The organism is Methylopila capsulata, from assembly GCF_016907975.1.
Taxonomy (GTDB): Bacteria; Pseudomonadota; Alphaproteobacteria; order Rhizobiales; family Methylopilaceae; genus Methylopila; species Methylopila capsulata.
In genome coordinates this window covers 690,958-708,357 of the sequence record NZ_JAFBCY010000003.1, presented here as the reverse complement: position 1 = coordinate 708,357, position 17,400 = coordinate 690,958, and the positions used below count along the sequence as shown (strand labels likewise).

Sequence of the window (17,400 nt, the reverse complement as noted above, 5' to 3'; positions counted from 1 at the left end):
GCGATCAGTCCTTGTGAGCCGCATCGCGAATGTCGCCGGTGGCGTCGTCCACCGAGACCTCGGCCGCCGTCACCTCCTGACCCGCGCGAACGTTCTGGCCGCCCTCGACGACGACCTTGTCGCCGGCCTTCAGTCCCTGGTCGACGAGCCAGGAATTGCCGATCTGGCGGCCGACCACGATCACGCGCTCTTCGATCTTGCTGTCGGCCCCGACGACCTTGACGGTGGCCTCGCCCTTCGTGTTGCGGCCGACCGCTTGCTGGGTGACGAGCACGCTGTTCGGCGCCACGCCCTCTTCGATCACAGCTCGCACATACATGCCGGGCAGCAGCAGCCGATCGGGGTTGGGGAACGAGGCGCGCACCGTGAAGGTGCCGGTCGTCTCGTCGACGTTGGCCTCGGCGAACTGCAGCGCGCCGTTCTGGCCATAGGTGGAGCCGTTCTCGAGATGGAGCTTCACGGCCACGTCGGGCCCGCGGAACTTGAGGCGGCCGGTCTTCACCGCCTCCCTGAAGCGCAGCAGGTTGGTGCTCGACTGGGTGACGTCGACGTTGATCGGATCGAGCGTGCGCACGGTCGTCAGCGCCGTATCCTGGCTCGCCGTCACCAGCGCGCCGGGCGTCAGCGACGACGCGTCGACGCGGCCGCCGATCGGCGCGCGGATCGTCGTGTAGTCCAGATTGATCCTCGCGGTGTCGACCTCGGCCTTGGCGGAGGCGACGTCCGCGATCGCCTGGGCGAGAGCGGCCTCGGCGTCGTCGAGATCCTGTTTCGAGACCGCGGAGCCCTTGGCGAGCCCCTGGTACCGGTCAACCTTGGCCTGCGCGCTCGGCACCGCGGCCTCGGCCTTCTGCTGGGCCGCGATGGCGCTGTCGTAGCTCGCCTTATAGGAGGCGGGGTCGATCTGGTAGAGCGGGTCGCCCTGCTTGACCTCGCTGCCCTCCTTGAACAACCGCGTCTGGATGATGCCGCCGACCTGCGGCCGGACCTCGGAGACCAACGAGGCGCTCACGCGCCCGGGCAACTCGGCGGTGACGGCGACCGAGCGACCGTCGATCACGACGACGCTGACCGTGGGACGCTGGGCCGGTTGAGCCTGACGGCCGCTGGCGTCCTCGCCATCGCATGCGGAGAGCGCGAGGGCGAGGACGAGCCCTAAGGCCGCAGCCGAAAAGCCGCGCCGAGCGCACGAGGCGCGCTGTTCGATCGTCATTGTGCGCCGTCCCACGCTATTTACGGTACCGTGAGGTACCACTATTGTGCGGCGCATCATGCTGTCAACGCCCCAAAGGTTTCGGAAGGTTTCCCAGAACATGCCCGACGCGGCTCCAGCGCCGTCAACCGACCGAACCGCACGCGGTCGGCCGCGGACGCCGTCAGGCGAGCGGCGCGCGCGCATCGTCGCCGCGGCGCGCGCGATCTTCGTCGACGCGGGGTACGGCGCGATGACGACCAACGCGGTCGCCGCCCGCTGTCAGGTCTCGAAGCGCACGATCTACGAACAGTTCGCCAACAAGGCCGAACTGTTCGGCGCGATCGTGGACTCGCATCGCCCGGAGATGCTTCGGCTGCCGCCTGCCGACGCCGGTATGTCGCTCGAAGACGCGCTCGCGGAAATCTTCCGCCTCGACATCGACGAGGACAGCGATCGCATCCGGAACGCCTTCATCCGCGCGGCGCTCAAGGACGGCGACGCCTTCCCCGAGGTCCACCATCTCGTCGTCGCCAAGGGCGTCGAGCCTTCGCGCCGCGCCCTTGCGGAGTGGCTCGACGAGCGTCGGCGGGAGGGCCGGCTCGCCTTCGCCGACGCCGAACAGACCGCGCGCTTGCTGATGGACCTGATCTTCGCCTCGGCGGGAGCGGCGGCGTTCCGGCCAGGCCCCTGGCCCGACCTCGCGTCGCGGGCGGCGCACCAGCGGTACTGCATTTCCGTGTTTCTCAACGGCGTGCGCCCGCGAGGACGCGACGGCGCGGCGCAAGAGAGCGCGGTCTAGCCCGGCGTGCGCGCCTCGAAGGCGGCGGCGTCGCGCAGCAGCTTCGCGAGGTAGCGCGGACTGGGCATGTCCTCCGTGACGAAGATCAGCTTGCCCGAGGGCGCGAGGAGATAGACCCGGGCGTCGTGCACGTCCGGGCCGGATCCCCGGCCATTGAGCGCATCGATCAAGGGGCCGAGCCCGTCGGGGGAGGGGACCGCGGCGCGCCAGCCCGTTCGGGCGTCAAAGCCGTTCAGCCATCGAGCCAGCGCCTCGGACGTGTCGCCCACGACGTCCACGCTGATCGACAGCAACTGCGCCTCCACGCCCTCCGCCGTCAGCGCGGCCTGGGTCGCTTTGAAGATCGCGCCCTGGATCGGGCAGGTCACGGAGCAGCCGGTGAACATCAGCTGCAGCAGCGTGTAGCGCCCCTGCGTCAATGCGGCGAGCGTCGTCGCGGCGCCGTCGTCGGCCCTCAGCGCGACCGCGGGAAGGGCGCGCGGGGGGCGGATCGGACCGAATGGCAGATGTGTCTCCTGCAGCGCTGCGGCGACGGGCGGAAGCGTCGGCGGCGCGGCTCGCTGGGCCGAGAGCAGAAGGCCGGCGCCGAGACCTGCGGCGGCGAGCCCGCAGCCGACCAGCGCCCCGGCGATCGCCGCGCGCCGGACGCTCATCGCGCGCTCACGTAGCGCCACAGCGCGCCGCAGTCGTCGTCGGAGAGGGCGAAGCGCGGCATCGTTCGGTCGAGGATGACGAACGAGGGGTCGAGGCCCTCGCGGACCGCTGCGCAGAACGAGGCGGCGTCGTAAGCCGAGACCGGTCCGCCGCGCCGGGCGGTGGGTTGGACGAGGCTCGCGCGATCGAGGCGGACGACCCGCCGCGGCGCCCCTGACGGCGCGGCGTCATGGCAGTTCACGCACCGCGAGGCGGAGGTCGGCAAAGGCACCTCCGTCGCGGCGACCGAGGCCTGCAGCGTCGCGTAACCATGGTAGAGCGCGTAGCCGCGAACCCCAGGCAGGAACGCGGCCGCCGAGGCGGCGCCAACCGATCCGATCGCCAGCGCCGCGACCGCCGCCCAGCTCCGCCGGCTCAGCCTCAAGGCGTCGGCCCGATCTGCTCGAGGTACGCGGCGAGGGCGTTGATGTCCGCAGCGGAGGCGCGCACGTTGGCGTGCGCCTTCACCGCGTCGGCGAGCGTCGGCGCGGAGCCGTCGTGGAGGTAGGGGGCCGTCGCCCAGACGCCGCGCAGCGTTGGCACGTCGATGCCGGGCAGCGGCCCGCCGAGGCGACGTCCCGAGGAGGCCTTGATCGTGCCGACGTCCTTCACCCGACGCTCGTTGCCGCTGATCGTCATCGCGTCGCCCGCGTGGCAGGAGGCGCAGCGCAGGCGGTCGAACGTCGCCTTGCCGGTCACGCCGGCGGGGGTCAGCGTCCCGTCGGCCTGCGCGTAGGGGCTCGCCGGGAAGACGGTGAGCGACTGTACGAACGCCGCGAGGGCGTCGAGATCGGCGCTAGCGCGCGCCTTGCTCTTTCCAAGCGGATCGGAGCGGGTTCCAAGCGCGAAGGCGGCGTCTGACATCAGGCCTCGGCCTCCGGCGAAGCTGCGGATCTGGCCTTCGAAGTCCTGCACCTCGTCGAAGTTCGCGCTCCAGTGCATGAAGCCCTGGCCGACCCCGGCGCGTCCCACGAGCGAGATGGTGTTGCGCAGGCCTTCGCCGAACCCGGTGAAGTCCCAGGTGCGGCCGTCGTCCTCGCCGCGGTCGTGGCAGGCGGCGCAGCTGAGATAGCCGTCCCGCGCAAGGCGAAGATCGGCGGCGTCGTAGAAGAACTGCTTTCCCTTGAGCACCGTGGGCGACAGCTTGTCCTGCGCGACTGTCGGGATCGTCGCGAGAACGCGCTCCCGCATCTGGCCGTAGCGGAGGATGTACGTCAGGGACACGACGGACACCGTGCGGTCCATGAAGTTGCCGACGTAGAGCCTGTCGCCGTCCGGCGAGAGCGTAAGCGATGACGGCGCGCGGCCCACGTTGAAACGGAAGAGCTCGCGCCGGCCGACCGGGTCGACGACCGCCACCTGACGCGTGGTCTGCAGCGCGACGAAGAGATAGGCCCCCGTCGGATGCATCACGGCGGCGCTCGCCACGCCGGAATTGTCGAGGTCGATCCGCGCGCTCGGATCCTCTTGGCCGGACGCGAGGTCGATCTTGGAGACGATCGCGCGCACGGTGTTCTGGAAGGTCAGGTTCTGGCCGTCCCGGAGCGTCCCGCGGGCGATGTTGTCCTGCTTGGAGGGCGCCCAGGCGGTCTTGCCGTCGGGCGACAGGGCGAGGGCGCCGACGTAGTTCGGCACGCCGCGCCCGCCGGCCTCGCTGTCCGGCGCGCTCGAGTGGCGCAGCACGATCGTCTTCTCGACGCTCCCGTCCAGCGTCACGACGCGGACCTCTCCGCCTGTCGGATTGCCGGCGGGGTCCACACTCTTGACCTCCGCCGTACCTTCGCCGGGCTGGGGAGCGGTTACGAAGCGGGAGACGTAGACGCGGTCTTGCGCCTGGTTGACGGTGATGAAGCGCGGCGACGGCCCGACAGACGCGGCGGCGCCGTAAACCCCGTTAGGATAAATCAACGCGGCCTGGCCGAGGCCCTCGAGCGTGACCACGGCGCTCCCGTTCCCGTTCGCGAACGCGATGCCGAACGGGCGGGAGGCCGGCGGCAGGGCGATGGTCTTGACGACCGCGAGCGACGCCGGATCGATAACGCTGACCGTCGCGCTGTCGCGGTTGACGACCCACACTTTGCCGCTCGGCGCGATCGCGAGGCTCTGGGGCGAGGCGCCGACCGGGATCTCCGCGACGCGCGTGTTGGTTCCGAGGTCGAGGACGGCGACGCTGTCGTTGTCGGGGTTTGCGATCCAAAGCCGCGGCGACATTCCGGCGCGCGCCTCGTAGCCGGCGGCGCCGCTCGTCGCGCCGCGGGCGTCGGCGGCCGGCTTCACATAGACCGCCTGGTCGAAGCTGTAGGTCGTCTGCCGGCCGTTCGCCGTCTGCATCGTCAAGGTGACGTCGAAGCTGCCGGCCGCCTTGAAGGCATGCGTCGTCACCGGGCTGGCCGAGAAGGCGGTGGCGGCCGCGCCGTCGCCGAAGCTCCAGCGGTAGCGAACCCCGTCGCCGTTCAGGATGCTCGGCGCATAGGTCACGGTCCTGCCGACCGGCGCCGGCTTGACGATGAGAGACCGCACGGACGGGACGGCGTCGGTGATGGTCCAGGAAAAGCTCGCCGTCGTCGCCGCCAGCGCGTCTGCCGCCGTGACCGAGCTGACGTAGGATCCGGGCGTGGTCGGCGTTCCCGAGATCCGGCCAGTGGCGGTGATGGTCAGGCCATCGGGAAGACCGGTCGCGCTAAAGGTGACGGCGTCCCGGTCCGGATCGGTCGCCTTGACGACGAGCGAGACCGCCGCGCCTACGGCCGCCGATTGCGCGGAGGGCGCCGTCAGCGTCGGCGGCTTGTTCGCGAAGACGCCGAACGCCTGAACCTCCGCGAGCTGAAGCGTCGCCGCGCCCGCGGCCTGCACGCGCAGGTACCTCCCGACGCCGCCCAGCGGCACGTCGATGAACTGCGGGATCGTCACGTCCGGACCGAGATAGCGCTTGATGACGGCGGGGTCCGCCATCAGCTCGGCGTAGCTGCGGCCGGTCGGGTCCGAAGCCGACAGGAACACAGAGAGGTTCTTCGTCCGCTCCGCGCAGCAGTCGGACCGCTTCCACAGCCTGACGTAATCGAGCGCCGCGCGCCCGCCGAGGTCGACCTGCCACCACGGATTGTCCTCGGCGGCGGTGTGCGTGACCGAGCCTGCCGCCCAGTCGCCGTTGGGGTCGCCGTCGACGGCGCGCGCCGGCGCGCCTCCGTTCGCGACGCTCGACTGGGTCGCGGTCTTTCCGCGCGCGAGGTTCGCAGTCGAAAGCCGCGCGGCCGGGCCGCTGAGCTGCGCCGCCGGAACGGGAGCGAAGTCGGCGTCTCCAGGTCTGAGCCAGCTCAGGCGGAGCACGCCGGCGTCCCGGCTGTTGTAGTATTCGACGAAGACGGGAACCGCCTGTCCGGCCGTCAGCTCGACCTGACCTTCCCTGGCGAACGGCGCGTGGGCGACCCAGTCGTCCACGAGCTGCTTGCCGCCGATCCACAGCCTCACGCCGTCGTCGGATTCGACCCGGAACCGGGTGACCCCGCTGCGTTGCGCCGTGATCTCGCCGCTCCAGCGCGCCGAGAAGGCGCCCGGCACGTTTCCGCCCGGCCCCGTCTGCGGGAACGAGAAATAGGGCGCCTCGCGCCTGAGCATCGCGACCGAACCGGTGAGGTCCGTGGAGGCGTAGTACTCGCCGAGGAGGCCGTCCCCGGCGGCCAGCGCGCCGTCCACCGCGACCTTGAGGTCGGTCGAGACCGTCTGCCCCCCGGCCGTGGCGATCAGCGTCGCCTGGAACGCGCCGGCGGCGGAGGGCGCGCCGGAAATGGCGCCTGTCTTGCGGTCGACCGTCATTCCGGCAGGCAGGCCGACGGCGCTGAAGATAGTGTCGCTCGACAGCGGGACGACGTTGGGCTCCACCAGAAGCCCCGCGCCGACGCTCGCGACGATCGTCCCCGGGCTGACTATCGACGCCACCCTGTTGGGGCTGACATGGACGATCTTCGCGACCGACGGGACGCCGGCCGCGTCGAGGCCGAACAGCATCCAGTTGCCCGGCAGCAGGTAGCCGGGATTCGAGGGCGCGCTGACGGCGTAGGCGTTGGCGCCGGTCCGGCGGAAGGCGAGCGACAGCCGCCGCTGGTCGCTGTTGATTGAGTGGGTGGTCGCCGACATCCGCACCAGCGAGAACGCGACGACCTCGCGGTCGGTGACGACGGCGGCTTCCGCGCCGAAACCGAACTCGTCCGGCGCCGACAGGATCCGGGGCCGAGAAGCCGGAGCCCCGTTCGGGTCGAAGAGATAGGGCGGGGAGTAGATCTGGACGTCGGGATGGTCGGCGGAGCAGCCGCACAGGCCGCCGCCGCCGGACAGCACGCGCCCGTCAGGAAGCAGAAGCGCGATGCTGTGGTAGTTGCGCGGCCGTGCGGCGGCCGCGACCGTCCGGAAGGCGTTGGTCTTCGGGCTCCAGATCTCGGCCGCCAGCACCGCGTTCGAGTCCGAGAAGTTCTGGCCGTAGGTCTGGCCGCCGATGACCATCACGTCGCCGTCAGGCAGCACGACCGCGTTGTGGTAGGTGCGGGCGTAGGCCATCGGCGCGACCTTGGTCACCGCCGCGTCGCCGGTCGAGACGTCGATGACATAGGCGCCGGCGCGCGCCGGATTGCCGTTGTAGGTGATCGAGCCGCCGGCCTTCAGCACCTTGCCGGCGTCGAACATCGCGGCGACGCCGTTGATCGCGAAGGCGTCGTCGCCCCGTAGGCCGGCGTCGCTCACCGCGCCTCCGCCCGTGGCGTCGATCCACTTCATGGCCGGGGACGGGCCCGCGAACAGCACCTTGCCGTTGCCCGCCGGGATCAGCCAGTAGTGACTGTCGTAGGCGAAGCCGGAGGCCGCGTCCGGCGTGGTCATGCCGTTGGTGGTGACGCCGGGGAGCACGCGCCAGCCGGCGTCGGGCGTCCAGATCTCGCCGTCCTTGCGGTCCGCCCATTGGCCGGACCACGAGCCGCCGAGCGTCAGCACGGAGCCGTCGGCCAGGATCGTGTTGCCGCTGTAGCCGCGCGGGATGTTCATGTCCTGCGCGCGCGCGTAACTCTTGGTCTTCGGATCGTAGATGCTCGTCACCGCGGCGTTCGAACCGCCGTTGGCGAGGACGCGCCCGTCCGCGAGCATGGTCGTGCCGGTGCAGAACATATTGTGGCCGACGTCGGCGTCCTGCCGCACGTAAGTCGACGTCGCGGGGTCGAACAGGAGCGCCTTCACCTGGCCGACCGCGCCGAAGGTGAACTCGTCGTCCGCGGACCACAGCAGCGTCTTGCCGTCCGCCAGCACGGCGCCTGAGGACGGGATCAGAGGCAGCGTCACGACGCCGGACCATTTGCCCGACACGTTTTCGCCCCCCGCGCTCGCCGGGGAAACGGCGCACGCCGCCAACGCCGCGACGGCGGCGGCCGCGATGCTGAGTTTCATGTCAGCCCCCAAGGTGATCGGCCGATCCATCAACCCCGCCGATCACCGTTCTCTGCGATCAATTGGTTCAATGTTTAGGAAAAAGAGTCAAAAGCTTCGTTGTTCGATGATTAACGCGCGCTTCGGAATAAATGCTTCAATGTTGGAAATATGCTTATGTCCTGATCGGTTTGCTTCGCAAACATCATTCGCCCCCGGCGCTGATGACGAGCGCCCTCGCTCCGGACACTATGGCGCCGGACGATGAACCGGCGGCCGACGGACGCTGAAGATCGATAGGGCGCCAAACATGCGCCGTCGGCTGCGGCCGACTTTCGCGCCGGGGTCGCACGAACAAGGATGAGACGGGCAGGGATGGCGAAAGAGGACGACGCGACGTGGCGGGTGGGGGTGCTGTTCTCGCGCAGCGGGGTGAGCGGCGTCACCGAGACCGAGCACTTTCTCGGCACGGCGCTCGCCATCGAAGAGATCAACACCGCGGGGGGCGTGCTTGGCCGGCAGATCGAGCCGATCTGCTACGATCCCGCCGCCGACAACGAGGCCTACCGCGCGTTTGCGCGCCGGCTGCTCGCCGACGACGGCGTCGGGGTGATCTTCGGCTGTTCGCTGTCGGCGAGCCGCAAGTCGGTGCTGTCGACCATCGAGCGGCACAACGGGCTGCTCTGGTACCCGTCGATCTACGAAGGGTTCGAGTACTCCGAGAACGTCATCTACACCGGCGCCACGCTGAACCAGAACGTGTTCGCCCTGGCGGACTTCCTGCTGCAGGAGTACGGGCCGCGCATCTTCATCGTCGGCTCGGACTACATCTATCCGCGCGAGTCCAACCGGGTGATGCGCGACCTGATCGAGGCCAAGGGCGGGACGATCGTCGGCGAGCTTTATGCGCCGCTCGACGCCGGCGAGGACGCCCACAAGACGATGGTGGCGGAGATCCTGCGCGCCGCGCCCGACGCGGTGTTCTCGACCGTGGTGGGGCGCGGCGCGGAGCGGCTCTACCGCGCCTATGCCGACGCCGGGATCGACCGTGCGCGGCGACCGATCGCGAGCCTCACCATGTCGGAGGGCCAGATCCAGGCGATCGGCCCGGAGCGATGCTCCGGCCACGTGCTGGCCGCGCACTATTTCGAGCAGCTCGACAGCGACGAAAATCGGAGGTTCGTCCAGGCGTTCCGGGCGCGCTTCGGCGAGGAGCGGCCGACGAGCATGTGGTCCGAGACGGCCTATGCGCAGGTGCATCTTTTCGCCAAGGCGCTCGCGGAGGCCGGCACACTGGACGCCGAGCGGCTCAGCGCCGCGGCCATGCGGCAGAGCCTCGCCGCGCCCGAGGGCGAACTGGCCTTCGACGGCGAGACCCGCCACATCTGGCTGACCCCTGGCATCGGCGTCGCCCGCGCGGACGGTCAGTTCGACGTCGTCTGGCGGTCCCGACGTCCGGTGCGTCCTGATCCCTACCTCGCGGCGTCGCGGTTCGAAGCGAACTGGCTCGAGGAGGGGCTCGCCTCGTGAGCGGGCCGGCCCGCAGGATCCTCGAGGATCTTCGCCGCGCCCGGGCGCTGGTCGTCCATCCCCGCGACGAGGAGGGCGCCTCGCTGGTCGACCAGTTGCGCCGTCTCGGCTGTGAGGTTTCGATGGCCTGGCCGCCGCCCGCGGCGTTGCCGCCGGACATCGATACGCTGTTCATCCAGCTCGACGATGCGGAGGTCGGGCATCTGCTGCCCTCGATCGAGGAGACGGAGCCCGCGGTGATCGCCATCGTCGCCTACGAGAGCCCGACGTCGCTTAAGGCGATCGTGGACTTCAACGCCCACGGGGTGCTGAGCAAGCCGCTCCGGCCGCGCGGCGTGCTGACCCAGTTCGCGCTGGCCCGCTACCGGCGCGGCTACGAGGGCCGGCTGGCGGCCAAGATCGTCAAGCTCGAAGACACCATGAAGGGCCGGCGGATGGTCGAGAAGGCGGTGCGCCTCCTGACTGACCTCAACCGGATCGACGAGGACGCGGCCTACAAGCTGTTGCGGGACCGCGCCACCGCGGCCCGCGTGCCGCTGGCGAGCGTGGCCGAAAGCGTGGTGGCTGCGCACGAGGCGATGAGCGGCTTGGGATTGCACATCTCATTGGCCGAAAGATCATGATTACAGCAGGTCCTGCTGCATTTATCGTCTTGCTCGCCGCGTCATCGCGGCTATCGTAGCGACTTCGGGCAAGATTGCCCCGCAGCAAGATTGCTGCATCACATCTCGGCTATGGAGCCTCTGGTCTGCGGATGACTTCCGCGTCCAGGGGCTTTTTGCGTTTTGGAGCTCACATGATCCAAGCGAACGAACCCGCGCGTCCGCCGTTGCAGGTGTCCTGCATCCAGTTCGAGCCAAGGATGGGCGCGGTCGCCGACAACGTCGCGCGGGCGTCGGAGCTCATCCGCGCGGCCGCGGCCTCGGGGAGCCGGCTCATCGTGCTGCCGGAGCTCGCCAACACCGGCTATGTCTTCGAGAGCATGGAGGAGGCGACCGCGCTGGCCGAGCCCGCAAAGGGCGGGCCGACCGCGCTCGCCTGGGGCGCGCTCGCCGAGGAACTTGGCGTCCACCTCGTCGCCGGCTTCGCCGAGCGCGACGGCGACGCGCTCTACAACTCCGCGATGATCCTCGGCCCGGAGGGCTTCATCGGCGTCTACCGCAAGTCGCACCTCTGGTATCGGGAGAACATCTTCTTCCAGAAGGGCGATCTCGGCTTTCCCGTATTCGACACCGCGATCGGGACCATCGGCGTCGCCATCTGTTACGACGGCTGGTTCCCGGAAACCTTCCGCCAGCTCGCGCTCGCCGGCGCGGAGATCGTCTGCATTCCTACGAACTGGGTGCCGATGCCGAGCCAGCCCGAGGGCGAGGCGGCGATGGCCAACACGCTGCACCGCGCGGCGGCGCATTCCAACGGGATCTTCATCGCCTGCGCCGACCGCGTCGGCGTCGAGCGCGGCCAGCCCTTCGAGGGCCAGAGCCTGATCATCGGGCCGAAGGGCTGGACGATCGCCGGCCCGGCGAGCCGCGACCGGCCCGAGACGCTCACTGCGATCATCGACCTGGACGAGGCCTCCGTCAAGGACCTCAACGAGTTCAACTCCGTCCTGCGCGACCGGCGCAGCGACGTTTACGGCTGAAGCCCATGCCTCGCCGTCACACCCTGCTTCCGAGGAGCCGATATTCCATGCTCAAGCGTCACTTCGCCGGCGTCGCCGCCGCTCTCGCGCTCGCGGCGTCGCCCGCCTTCGCGGCCGACAAACCGATCGTGATCGGCGTGCCGGTCGGCCTCTCCGGCGCGAACAGCGTCGTCGCCCCGTCTGTCGTGCAGTCGGCCGAACTCGCCGTCGAGGAGATCAACGCCGCCGGCGGCGTGCTCGGCCGCCAGCTCAAGCTCGAGGTCGCCGACGACGCCTCCGGCGCCGCAGGCGCCCAGAAGGCCTTCGACTCCCTGATCTACCAGAAGAAGGTCGACGTGCTGATCTCGATGGAGACCAGCGCCGCCCGCAACGCCGGCCTGCCCGCCGTCACCAAGGGCAAGGTGCCGTACATCTACACCTCGTTCTACGAGGGCCGCTCCTGCAACAAGAACATGTTCGTCAACGCCTGGGTGCCCGAGCAGCAGGTGCCGCCGGTGGTCGACGCCTTCGCCAAGGACAAGGGCGCCAAGACCTATTTCCTGATCGGCAGCGACTACGCCTTCGGCCGGGGCATGCTTGCGTTCACCAAGAGCTACATCGAGAAAATCGGCGGCAAGGTCGTCGGCGAAGAGTATCTGCCGATGGACGGCAGCGACTGGACCGCGATCATTTCGAAGCTCAAGGACGCCAAGCCGGACGCCCTGATCACCTCGACCGCCGGCGGCGCGCCGAACGTGACGCTGACCAAGCAGCTGCGCGGCGCGGGCGTCGCGCTGCCCTACGCCAACCTCGCGGTCGACGAAGGCACGGCGAAGAGCATGGGCGCGGACGCCGAGGGCGTCTACCTCTCGGCCTCCTATGTCACCGGCATCGAAAGCCCCGAGAACAAGACCTTCCTCGCCGCGATGAGCAAGAAGTTCGGCGCCGGCCTGAAGACTCCGAACGACCTTTCGGTGCCGCAGTACGAGGCGATCTACCTCTACAAGGCCGCCGTCGAGAAGGCGGGCGGCACGGAGACCGCGAAGGTGCTCGAAGCGCTGCCGACGGTCAGCTTCACCGGCCCGCGCGGCGCGATCAGCATGTCGAAGCAGCACCACGCGCCGCTGACCATGTACCTCGGCCAGGTGCAGGGCGACGGCTCGGTCAAGGTCGTCGGCTCCTTCAAGGACGTCGACCCCGGCGAGCAGTGCCCCAAGCTGAACTGACGCCAGTCCTTCTCCCCTCCCCCTTGTGGGGAGGGGCCGGGGTGGGGGCAGGCTGAGTTCGTACGGCGGCGCTTGGCCGCCGGCGCCTCTCTCCCCTGACGAGCTTGGTTCTGCGCGACCCCCACCCCTAACCCCTCCCCGCAACGGGGAGGGGGACCGAGGACCGCGCTTCCACGCGTCGCGATGACGCCTCAAGGAAAGTCCGAAGATGCTCCTCATCCTCGACATCCTGACCACCGCCGGAATCCTGTTCGTGGTCTCGATCGGCCTGCTGGCGGTGTTCGGCGTGCTGAAGATCATCAACTTCGCCCACGGCGCCTGGCTGACGATCGGGGCCTATTGCGCCGTGGTCGCCGCCAAGCTCGGCCTCAATCCCTGGGCCGCGCTGCCGCTCGCCTTCGTGATCGGCGGCGCGCTCGGCGGATTGGCGGAGCACTTCATCATTCGACCGCTCTACCGCCGGCCGCTTGACGCGATCCTCGCGACCTGGGGGCTCGGCATCGTCATCGGCCAGCTGATCACGCTCGGCTTCGGCCGCGACGTGCAGATGACCCCGAACCTGTTTTCCGGCACCGTCGAGGTCTTCGGCGCGGACTATTCCGCCTACCGGCTGGTGGCGCTCGGAGCGGCGGTCGTCATCGGCGTCGCCTTCGCGCTCACCATCGAGGGCACGCGGCTCGGGCTGTCGGCGCGCGCTGTGATCATGAACGAGACGCTCGCCCGCGGCCTCGGCATCGACACCGCCCGCGTGCGGCTCTTCACCTTCATGATCGGGGCCGGCCTCGCCGCGCTTGCGGGCGTGCTGCTCACCCCGCTCACCAGCGTCGATCCCAACATGGGCGTCAGCTGGCTGATCGGCGCCTTCATGCTGGTGATGGTGGCCGACGCGTCCTTCCTCGCGCTTGGCGTGGCCTGCCTCGTGTTCGGGGCGGCGCAGGTGCTGATCAGCACCTTCGTCAGCCCGATCCTGGGAAGCATCGCCATCGCCGTGCTTGCGGCGCTCGTGCTGCGCATCAGCCCGAAAGGATTCTCCCGTGCCTGACGACGTCTCCGCCCTCGGGCGCGCCGCTCGGCCCGAGCGGGGCCGCGCGCGGCTGTCGCGGACCGCGCCCTTCGTGGCCGCGGGTCTCGCCGCCGTGGCGCTGTGGATCGCCCCGCTCGTGCTCGACACCTTCGCCGTCAACGTCCTGACCCGCTCGATGATCTATGCCGTGCTTGCGGTGACGGTCGACCTGCTGTGGGGCTTCGCCGGCATCCTCACCTTCGGGCAGGCGGCGTTCTTCGGCGTCGGCGCCTACGCGACCGCGATGGCGCTGACCTATCTCGGGGCGACCCCGGCGTGGATTGCGGTCGCCCTCGCGCTCGCCGTCGCGGCGCCGATGGCGCTCGGCCTCGCGGTCGGCTGGCTGTCGTTCTACCACCGCTCCACCGCGCTCTACGCCTCCGTCATCTCGCTGGTGACGCCCATCGTGGTGACGCAGCTGATCTATTCGGGCGGCGAGTGGACCGGGTCGTCGAGCGGCCTCGTCGGCTTCGACGTGCTGCCGCTCGAGCTCGAGGGCTTCTTCCGGCTTGCCGCGTTCGTGCTGATCGCGGTGACGCTTGCGGCCTGGGTGTTCGTGCGCTCCGACGCCGGTCGCGCGCTGATCGCTGTCCGCGACAACGATGCGCGCTGCGCCTATCTCGGCCTCAGCCCGAAGCGGCTGCAGATCGCGCTCACCGCCGTGCTCGCAGGCGTCGCGGGTCTCGCCGGCTTCGTCTTCGCCAACGCCTCGTCGGTCGTCGCGCCGGAGAACGCCGGGTTCCTGTTCGGCACAGAGCTCGTGATCTGGGTCGCGCTCGGCGGCCGCGGCACGCTGCTCGGGCCGGTTCTCGGCACGATCGCGATCGACTATCTCGCGGCGAACCTTTCCGGCGACCTGCCGTTCCTGTGGCAGCTGCTGCTCGGCACGGCCTTCGTGGCGGTCATCATCCTGCTGCCGGGCGGGCTCGCGGAACTCGCCCGTCGGGCCTGGGGCGCGCTGCCGGTCGGACGCCGGTCAGGCTTCGCGCCGCGGCTGGTCGTGAGTCCCCCACGCCCGGAGGCGGACGCCTCCGACGGCCCGCTGCTCAAGATCGACGGGCTCGCCAAGTCCTACGGCAGCCTGACGGTGCTGGAGAACATCGACCTCGATATCCGCGCGGGCGAACTGGTCAGCCTCGTCGGCCCGAACGGCGCGGGAAAGACCACGCTGATGCGCTGCCTGAGCGACGGGACGGAGCCTTTCGAGGGCGCGGTCTCGATCGCGGGCGTCTCGACCGCCGGCCTGACGCCCAACCGCATCGTGACGCTCGGCGTGGGCCGCAAGTTCCAGGTCGCGAGCGTGTTCGAGAGCCTGACGGTGGCGGACTGCCTGCTGCTCGCCCGGGCGCCGCATGACGGGTTGAGCGCCCTCGGTCGCGCCGAGACCCTGACCCTGCCGCAGGCGGCGCTCGACGTGCTCCGGATGACCGGCCTCGATCGCATGCTGGCGGAGCCGACGCGTCTGCTCTCGCACGGCCAGAAGCAGGCGCTCGAGCTTGCGATGGTGGTGGCGCTGGAGCCGCGGGTGATCCTGCTCGACGAGCCGACCGCCGGCCTCACCAAGGCCGAGCGCACCACCATTGGCGCCGTCCTGAAGACCCTCACCGCCGACCTCGGCATCGCGGCGGTGCTGGTGGAGCATGACCTCGACTTCGTGCGGCAGATCTCCTCGCGCATCGTGGTGCTTCACCAGGGGCGCCTGGTGCTCGACGGCACGGTGGACGAGGTCGTCAACTCCGAGCTCGTCCGGACCATCTATTCGGGAGGCGCGCATGTCTGACGCGGCGCGGCAGTCGGCGGATTCGCGGGGCGGCGCCCTCACGCTCGACGGGGTGACGAGCGGCTATGGCGCCGTCTCGATCGTGAAGGGCGTCTCGCTCAAGGTCGCGCCCGGCGAGATCGTGGCGCTGCTCGGAAAGAACGGCATGGGCAAGACCACCTTGCTCAAGACCATCCTCGGCATGGTCGGCCTGCGCGGCGGCGCGATCGCGGTCGACGGGGTTTCGGTCGCAGGGCTCTCCCCGGCGAAGCTCGTCGCGCTCGGCGTCGGCTACGCGCCGCAGGAGCAGCCGCTGTTCCAGGACCTGTCGATCCGCGACAACCTGCGGCTCGCGGTCTCCAGCGACCGGTTGCTGCCCGCGGCCCTGGAGCGCGTGTTCGGCCACTTCCCGTTTCTCGCGGACCGGCTCGCGCAGCGTGCGGGAACGCTTTCGGGCGGCGAACAGAAGATGCTGATCCTCGCCCGCGCGCTGATGCTGAAGCCGCGGCTGCTGCTGATCGACGAGATTTCGGAAGGCCTGCAGCCCTCCGTCGTCGACCGCATCGCCGCCGCCCTCTCGGCCGAGCGGGCGGCGAGCGGCGCCACCATGCTGATCGTCGAGCAGAACCTCGACTTCGCCCTGCGCGTCGCCGACCGCTGGGCGGTGCTGAAGCTCGGCGAGATCGACGACGAGGGCGCGACGAGCCCCGATGCGCGCGAACGCATCCTTCGTCACCTGAGCGTCTGATCGCGGACCCGCCTAGCGGGTCCGGCCATCTCAGCCGGCGTTGCGGCCGACGCTCGCATAGGCGAATCCGTGACGGACGACCTCCGCCGGGGGATAGACGTTGCGCAGGTCGACCATCACTGCGTCGCGCATGGCGGCTTTCAGGCGGGGGAGATCCAGCGCGCGGAACTGGTCCCATTCCGTCACGAGCGCGACGGCGCTCGCGCCCTCGGCGGCGGCATAGGCGTCCGCGCAGAAGACGACGCCTTCGAGCAGCGGCTTCGCCTGCTCCATGCCCTCGGGGTCGTAGGCCCGAACCGTCGCCCCGGCGTCCTGCAGCGCCGTGATGATCGACAGCGACGGCGCCTCGCGCATGTCGTCGGTGTTCGGCTTGAAGGTCAGGCCCAACACGGCGATCGTCTTGCCGCGGACGTCGCCGCCCATGGCGGCGACGATCTTGCGGGCCATGGCGCGCTTGCGCGTGTCGTTGACCGCGACGGTGGTTTCGATCAACCGGACCGGGCTGTCGTGGTCCTGGGCGGTCTTCACCAGCGCGACCGTGTCCTTCGGAAAGCACGAGCCGCCGTAGCCCGGGCCCGCGTTCAGGAACTTGGAGCCGATCCGGTTGTCCGAGCCGATGCCGCGGGCGACCTCCTGCACGTTCGCGCCGACCTTCTCGCACAGGTCGGCGATCTCGTTGATGAAGGTGATCTTCATCGCGAGGAAAGCGTTGGCGGCGTACTTGATGAGCTCCGCCGTGCGGCGCTCGGTGAACATCAGCGGCGAGGCGTTGAGCGACAGCGGGCGGTAGATCTCGCTCATCACGGCTCGGGCGCGCTCGTCGACGGTTCCAATCACCACCCTGTCCGGCCGCTTGAAGTCTGAGATCGCGGCGCCTTCCCGCAGGAATTCGGGGTTCGAGGCCACGGCGACGTCGGCGTCCGGGTTGGTCTCGCGGATGATGCGCTCGACCTCGTCGCCTGTGCCGACCGGCACGGTCGACTTGGTCACCACAACGGTGAAGCCGGAAACCGCCTTCGCGATGTCGCGCGCCGCGGCGTGGACGTAGGACAGATCGGCGTGGCCGTCGCCCCGGCGCGAAGGGGTGCCGACCGCGATGAAGACGGCGTCCGCGCCCGCGACGGCTGCGGCGACGTCGGTCGAGAAGGTCAGCCGTCCGCCGCGGACGTTGCTTGCGACGAGATCCTCGAGGCCCGGCTCGTAAATCGGGATGCCCCCGGCCTCGAGGGCGGCGATCTTGCCGGCGTCGGTGTCCACGCAGGTCACGTCATGGCCGAAGTCCGCGAAGCAGACGCCCGAGACCAAGCCGACATAGCCGGCGCCGATCATCACGATACGCAAAGGCGTTGGTGTCCGTTCT

The 17,400-nt window shown here is 69.8% G+C and carries 13 protein-coding genes; 8 read left to right on the top strand and 5 right to left on the bottom strand.

The window, feature by feature from the left end; translation table 11 throughout:
* Window positions 1-4 precede the first annotated feature (4 nt).
* On the bottom strand, window positions 5-1,060 hold the full coding sequence (locus JOD31_RS14490) for an efflux RND transporter periplasmic adaptor subunit (RefSeq protein ID WP_487345446.1): 1,056 nt from the start codon (window positions 1,058-1,060) through the stop codon (window positions 5-7).
* A 253-nt stretch (window positions 1,061-1,313) separates the two neighbouring features.
* Here JOD31_RS14490 and JOD31_RS14485 point away from each other — a divergent pair, with 253 nt between their 5' ends.
* The gene (locus JOD31_RS14485) at window positions 1,314-1,994 is read left to right on the top strand and encodes a TetR/AcrR family transcriptional regulator (protein WP_204951132.1); all 681 of its coding nucleotides are present in this window, start codon (window positions 1,314-1,316) and stop codon (window positions 1,992-1,994) included.
* Here JOD31_RS14485 and JOD31_RS14480 read toward each other — a convergent pair.
* Genes JOD31_RS14480 through JOD31_RS14470 form a run of 3 tightly spaced genes read right to left on the bottom strand, consistent with a single transcriptional unit; the run spans window position 1,991 to window position 8,114 of the window.
* Window positions 1,991-2,647 carry an SCO family protein gene (locus tag JOD31_RS14480; protein ID WP_204951131.1) on the bottom strand — a complete coding sequence of 219 codons (657 nt, stop codon included), beginning with the start codon at window positions 2,645-2,647 and terminating at the stop codon, window positions 1,991-1,993. The genes JOD31_RS14485 and JOD31_RS14480 overlap by 4 nt on opposite strands.
* Complete coding sequence (locus tag JOD31_RS14475) at window positions 2,644-3,072, bottom strand: hypothetical protein (protein WP_204951130.1); 429 nt, start codon at window positions 3,070-3,072, stop codon at window positions 2,644-2,646. The genes JOD31_RS14480 and JOD31_RS14475 overlap by 4 nt, the downstream gene beginning before the upstream one ends.
* Entirely contained in the window at window positions 3,069-8,114 is a 5,046-nt protein-coding gene (locus JOD31_RS14470; RefSeq protein ID WP_204951129.1) for a galactose oxidase-like domain-containing protein, read from the bottom strand. The genes JOD31_RS14475 and JOD31_RS14470 overlap by 4 nt, the downstream gene beginning before the upstream one ends.
* A 354-nt stretch (window positions 8,115-8,468) precedes the next feature.
* Here JOD31_RS14470 and JOD31_RS14465 point away from each other — a divergent pair, with 354 nt between their 5' ends.
* From JOD31_RS14465 to JOD31_RS14435, 7 genes are all read left to right on the top strand, one after another.
* A complete protein-coding gene (locus tag JOD31_RS14465; protein WP_204951128.1) occupies window positions 8,469-9,623 on the top strand; it encodes a transporter substrate-binding domain-containing protein in 1,155 nt (384 codons plus the stop codon).
* Window positions 9,620-10,246: an ANTAR domain-containing response regulator gene (locus JOD31_RS14460; RefSeq protein ID WP_204951127.1), complete on the top strand. Its 627-nt coding sequence runs from the start codon at window positions 9,620-9,622 to the stop codon at window positions 10,244-10,246. Before JOD31_RS14465 ends, JOD31_RS14460 begins: the two co-directional genes overlap by 4 nt.
* Before the next feature lie 173 nt (window positions 10,247-10,419).
* Window positions 10,420-11,265: a nitrilase family protein gene (locus JOD31_RS14455; RefSeq protein ID WP_204951126.1), complete on the top strand. Its 846-nt coding sequence runs from the start codon at window positions 10,420-10,422 to the stop codon at window positions 11,263-11,265.
* Between the two features lie 47 nt (window positions 11,266-11,312).
* On the top strand, window positions 11,313-12,470 hold the full coding sequence (locus JOD31_RS14450; protein ID WP_204951125.1) for a substrate-binding protein: 1,158 nt from the start codon (window positions 11,313-11,315) through the stop codon (window positions 12,468-12,470).
* Window positions 12,471-12,678: 208 nt separating this feature from the next.
* Window positions 12,679-13,512 (top strand): branched-chain amino acid ABC transporter permease, encoded by an 834-nt coding sequence (locus JOD31_RS14445; protein ID WP_204951124.1) that lies wholly within the window; start codon window positions 12,679-12,681, stop codon window positions 13,510-13,512.
* The gene (locus JOD31_RS14440; RefSeq protein WP_204951123.1) at window positions 13,505-15,313 is read left to right on the top strand and encodes a branched-chain amino acid ABC transporter ATP-binding protein/permease; all 1,809 of its coding nucleotides are present in this window, start codon (window positions 13,505-13,507) and stop codon (window positions 15,311-15,313) included. Before JOD31_RS14445 ends, JOD31_RS14440 begins: the two co-directional genes overlap by 8 nt.
* Window positions 15,306-16,040: an ABC transporter ATP-binding protein gene (locus JOD31_RS14435; RefSeq protein ID WP_204951122.1), complete on the top strand. Its 735-nt coding sequence runs from the start codon at window positions 15,306-15,308 to the stop codon at window positions 16,038-16,040. Before JOD31_RS14440 ends, JOD31_RS14435 begins: the two co-directional genes overlap by 8 nt.
* A gap of 30 nt (window positions 16,041-16,070) precedes the next feature.
* On the opposite strand, the gene JOD31_RS14430 is transcribed toward JOD31_RS14435, so the two are convergent.
* Window positions 16,071-17,381 carry a UDP-glucose dehydrogenase family protein gene (locus tag JOD31_RS14430; protein ID WP_204951121.1) on the bottom strand — a complete coding sequence of 437 codons (1,311 nt, stop codon included), beginning with the start codon at window positions 17,379-17,381 and terminating at the stop codon, window positions 16,071-16,073.
* Window positions 17,382-17,400: the final 19 nt, after the last annotated feature.

Bases quoted from the DNA above. Each gene is read 5' to 3' on its own strand.
- JOD31_RS14485 (WP_204951132.1), top strand. From the start codon at position 1,314: ATGCCCGACGCGGCTCCAGCGCCGTCAACCGACCGAACCGCACGCGGT.
- JOD31_RS14455 (WP_204951126.1), top strand. From the start codon at position 10,420: ATGATCCAAGCGAACGAACCCGCGCGTCCGCCGTTGCAGGTGTCCTGC.
- JOD31_RS14435 (WP_204951122.1), top strand. From the start codon at position 15,306: ATGTCTGACGCGGCGCGGCAGTCGGCGGATTCGCGGGGCGGCGCCCTC.
- JOD31_RS14470 (WP_204951129.1), bottom strand. From the start codon at position 8,114: ATGAAACTCAGCATCGCGGCCGCCGCCGTCGCGGCGTTGGCGGCGTGC.
- JOD31_RS14445 (WP_204951124.1), top strand. From the start codon at position 12,679: ATGCTCCTCATCCTCGACATCCTGACCACCGCCGGAATCCTGTTCGTG.
- JOD31_RS14480 (WP_204951131.1), bottom strand. From the start codon at position 2,647: ATGAGCGTCCGGCGCGCGGCGATCGCCGGGGCGCTGGTCGGCTGCGGG.
- JOD31_RS14450 (WP_204951125.1), top strand. From the start codon at position 11,313: ATGCTCAAGCGTCACTTCGCCGGCGTCGCCGCCGCTCTCGCGCTCGCG.
- JOD31_RS14465 (WP_204951128.1), top strand. From the start codon at position 8,469: ATGGCGAAAGAGGACGACGCGACGTGGCGGGTGGGGGTGCTGTTCTCG.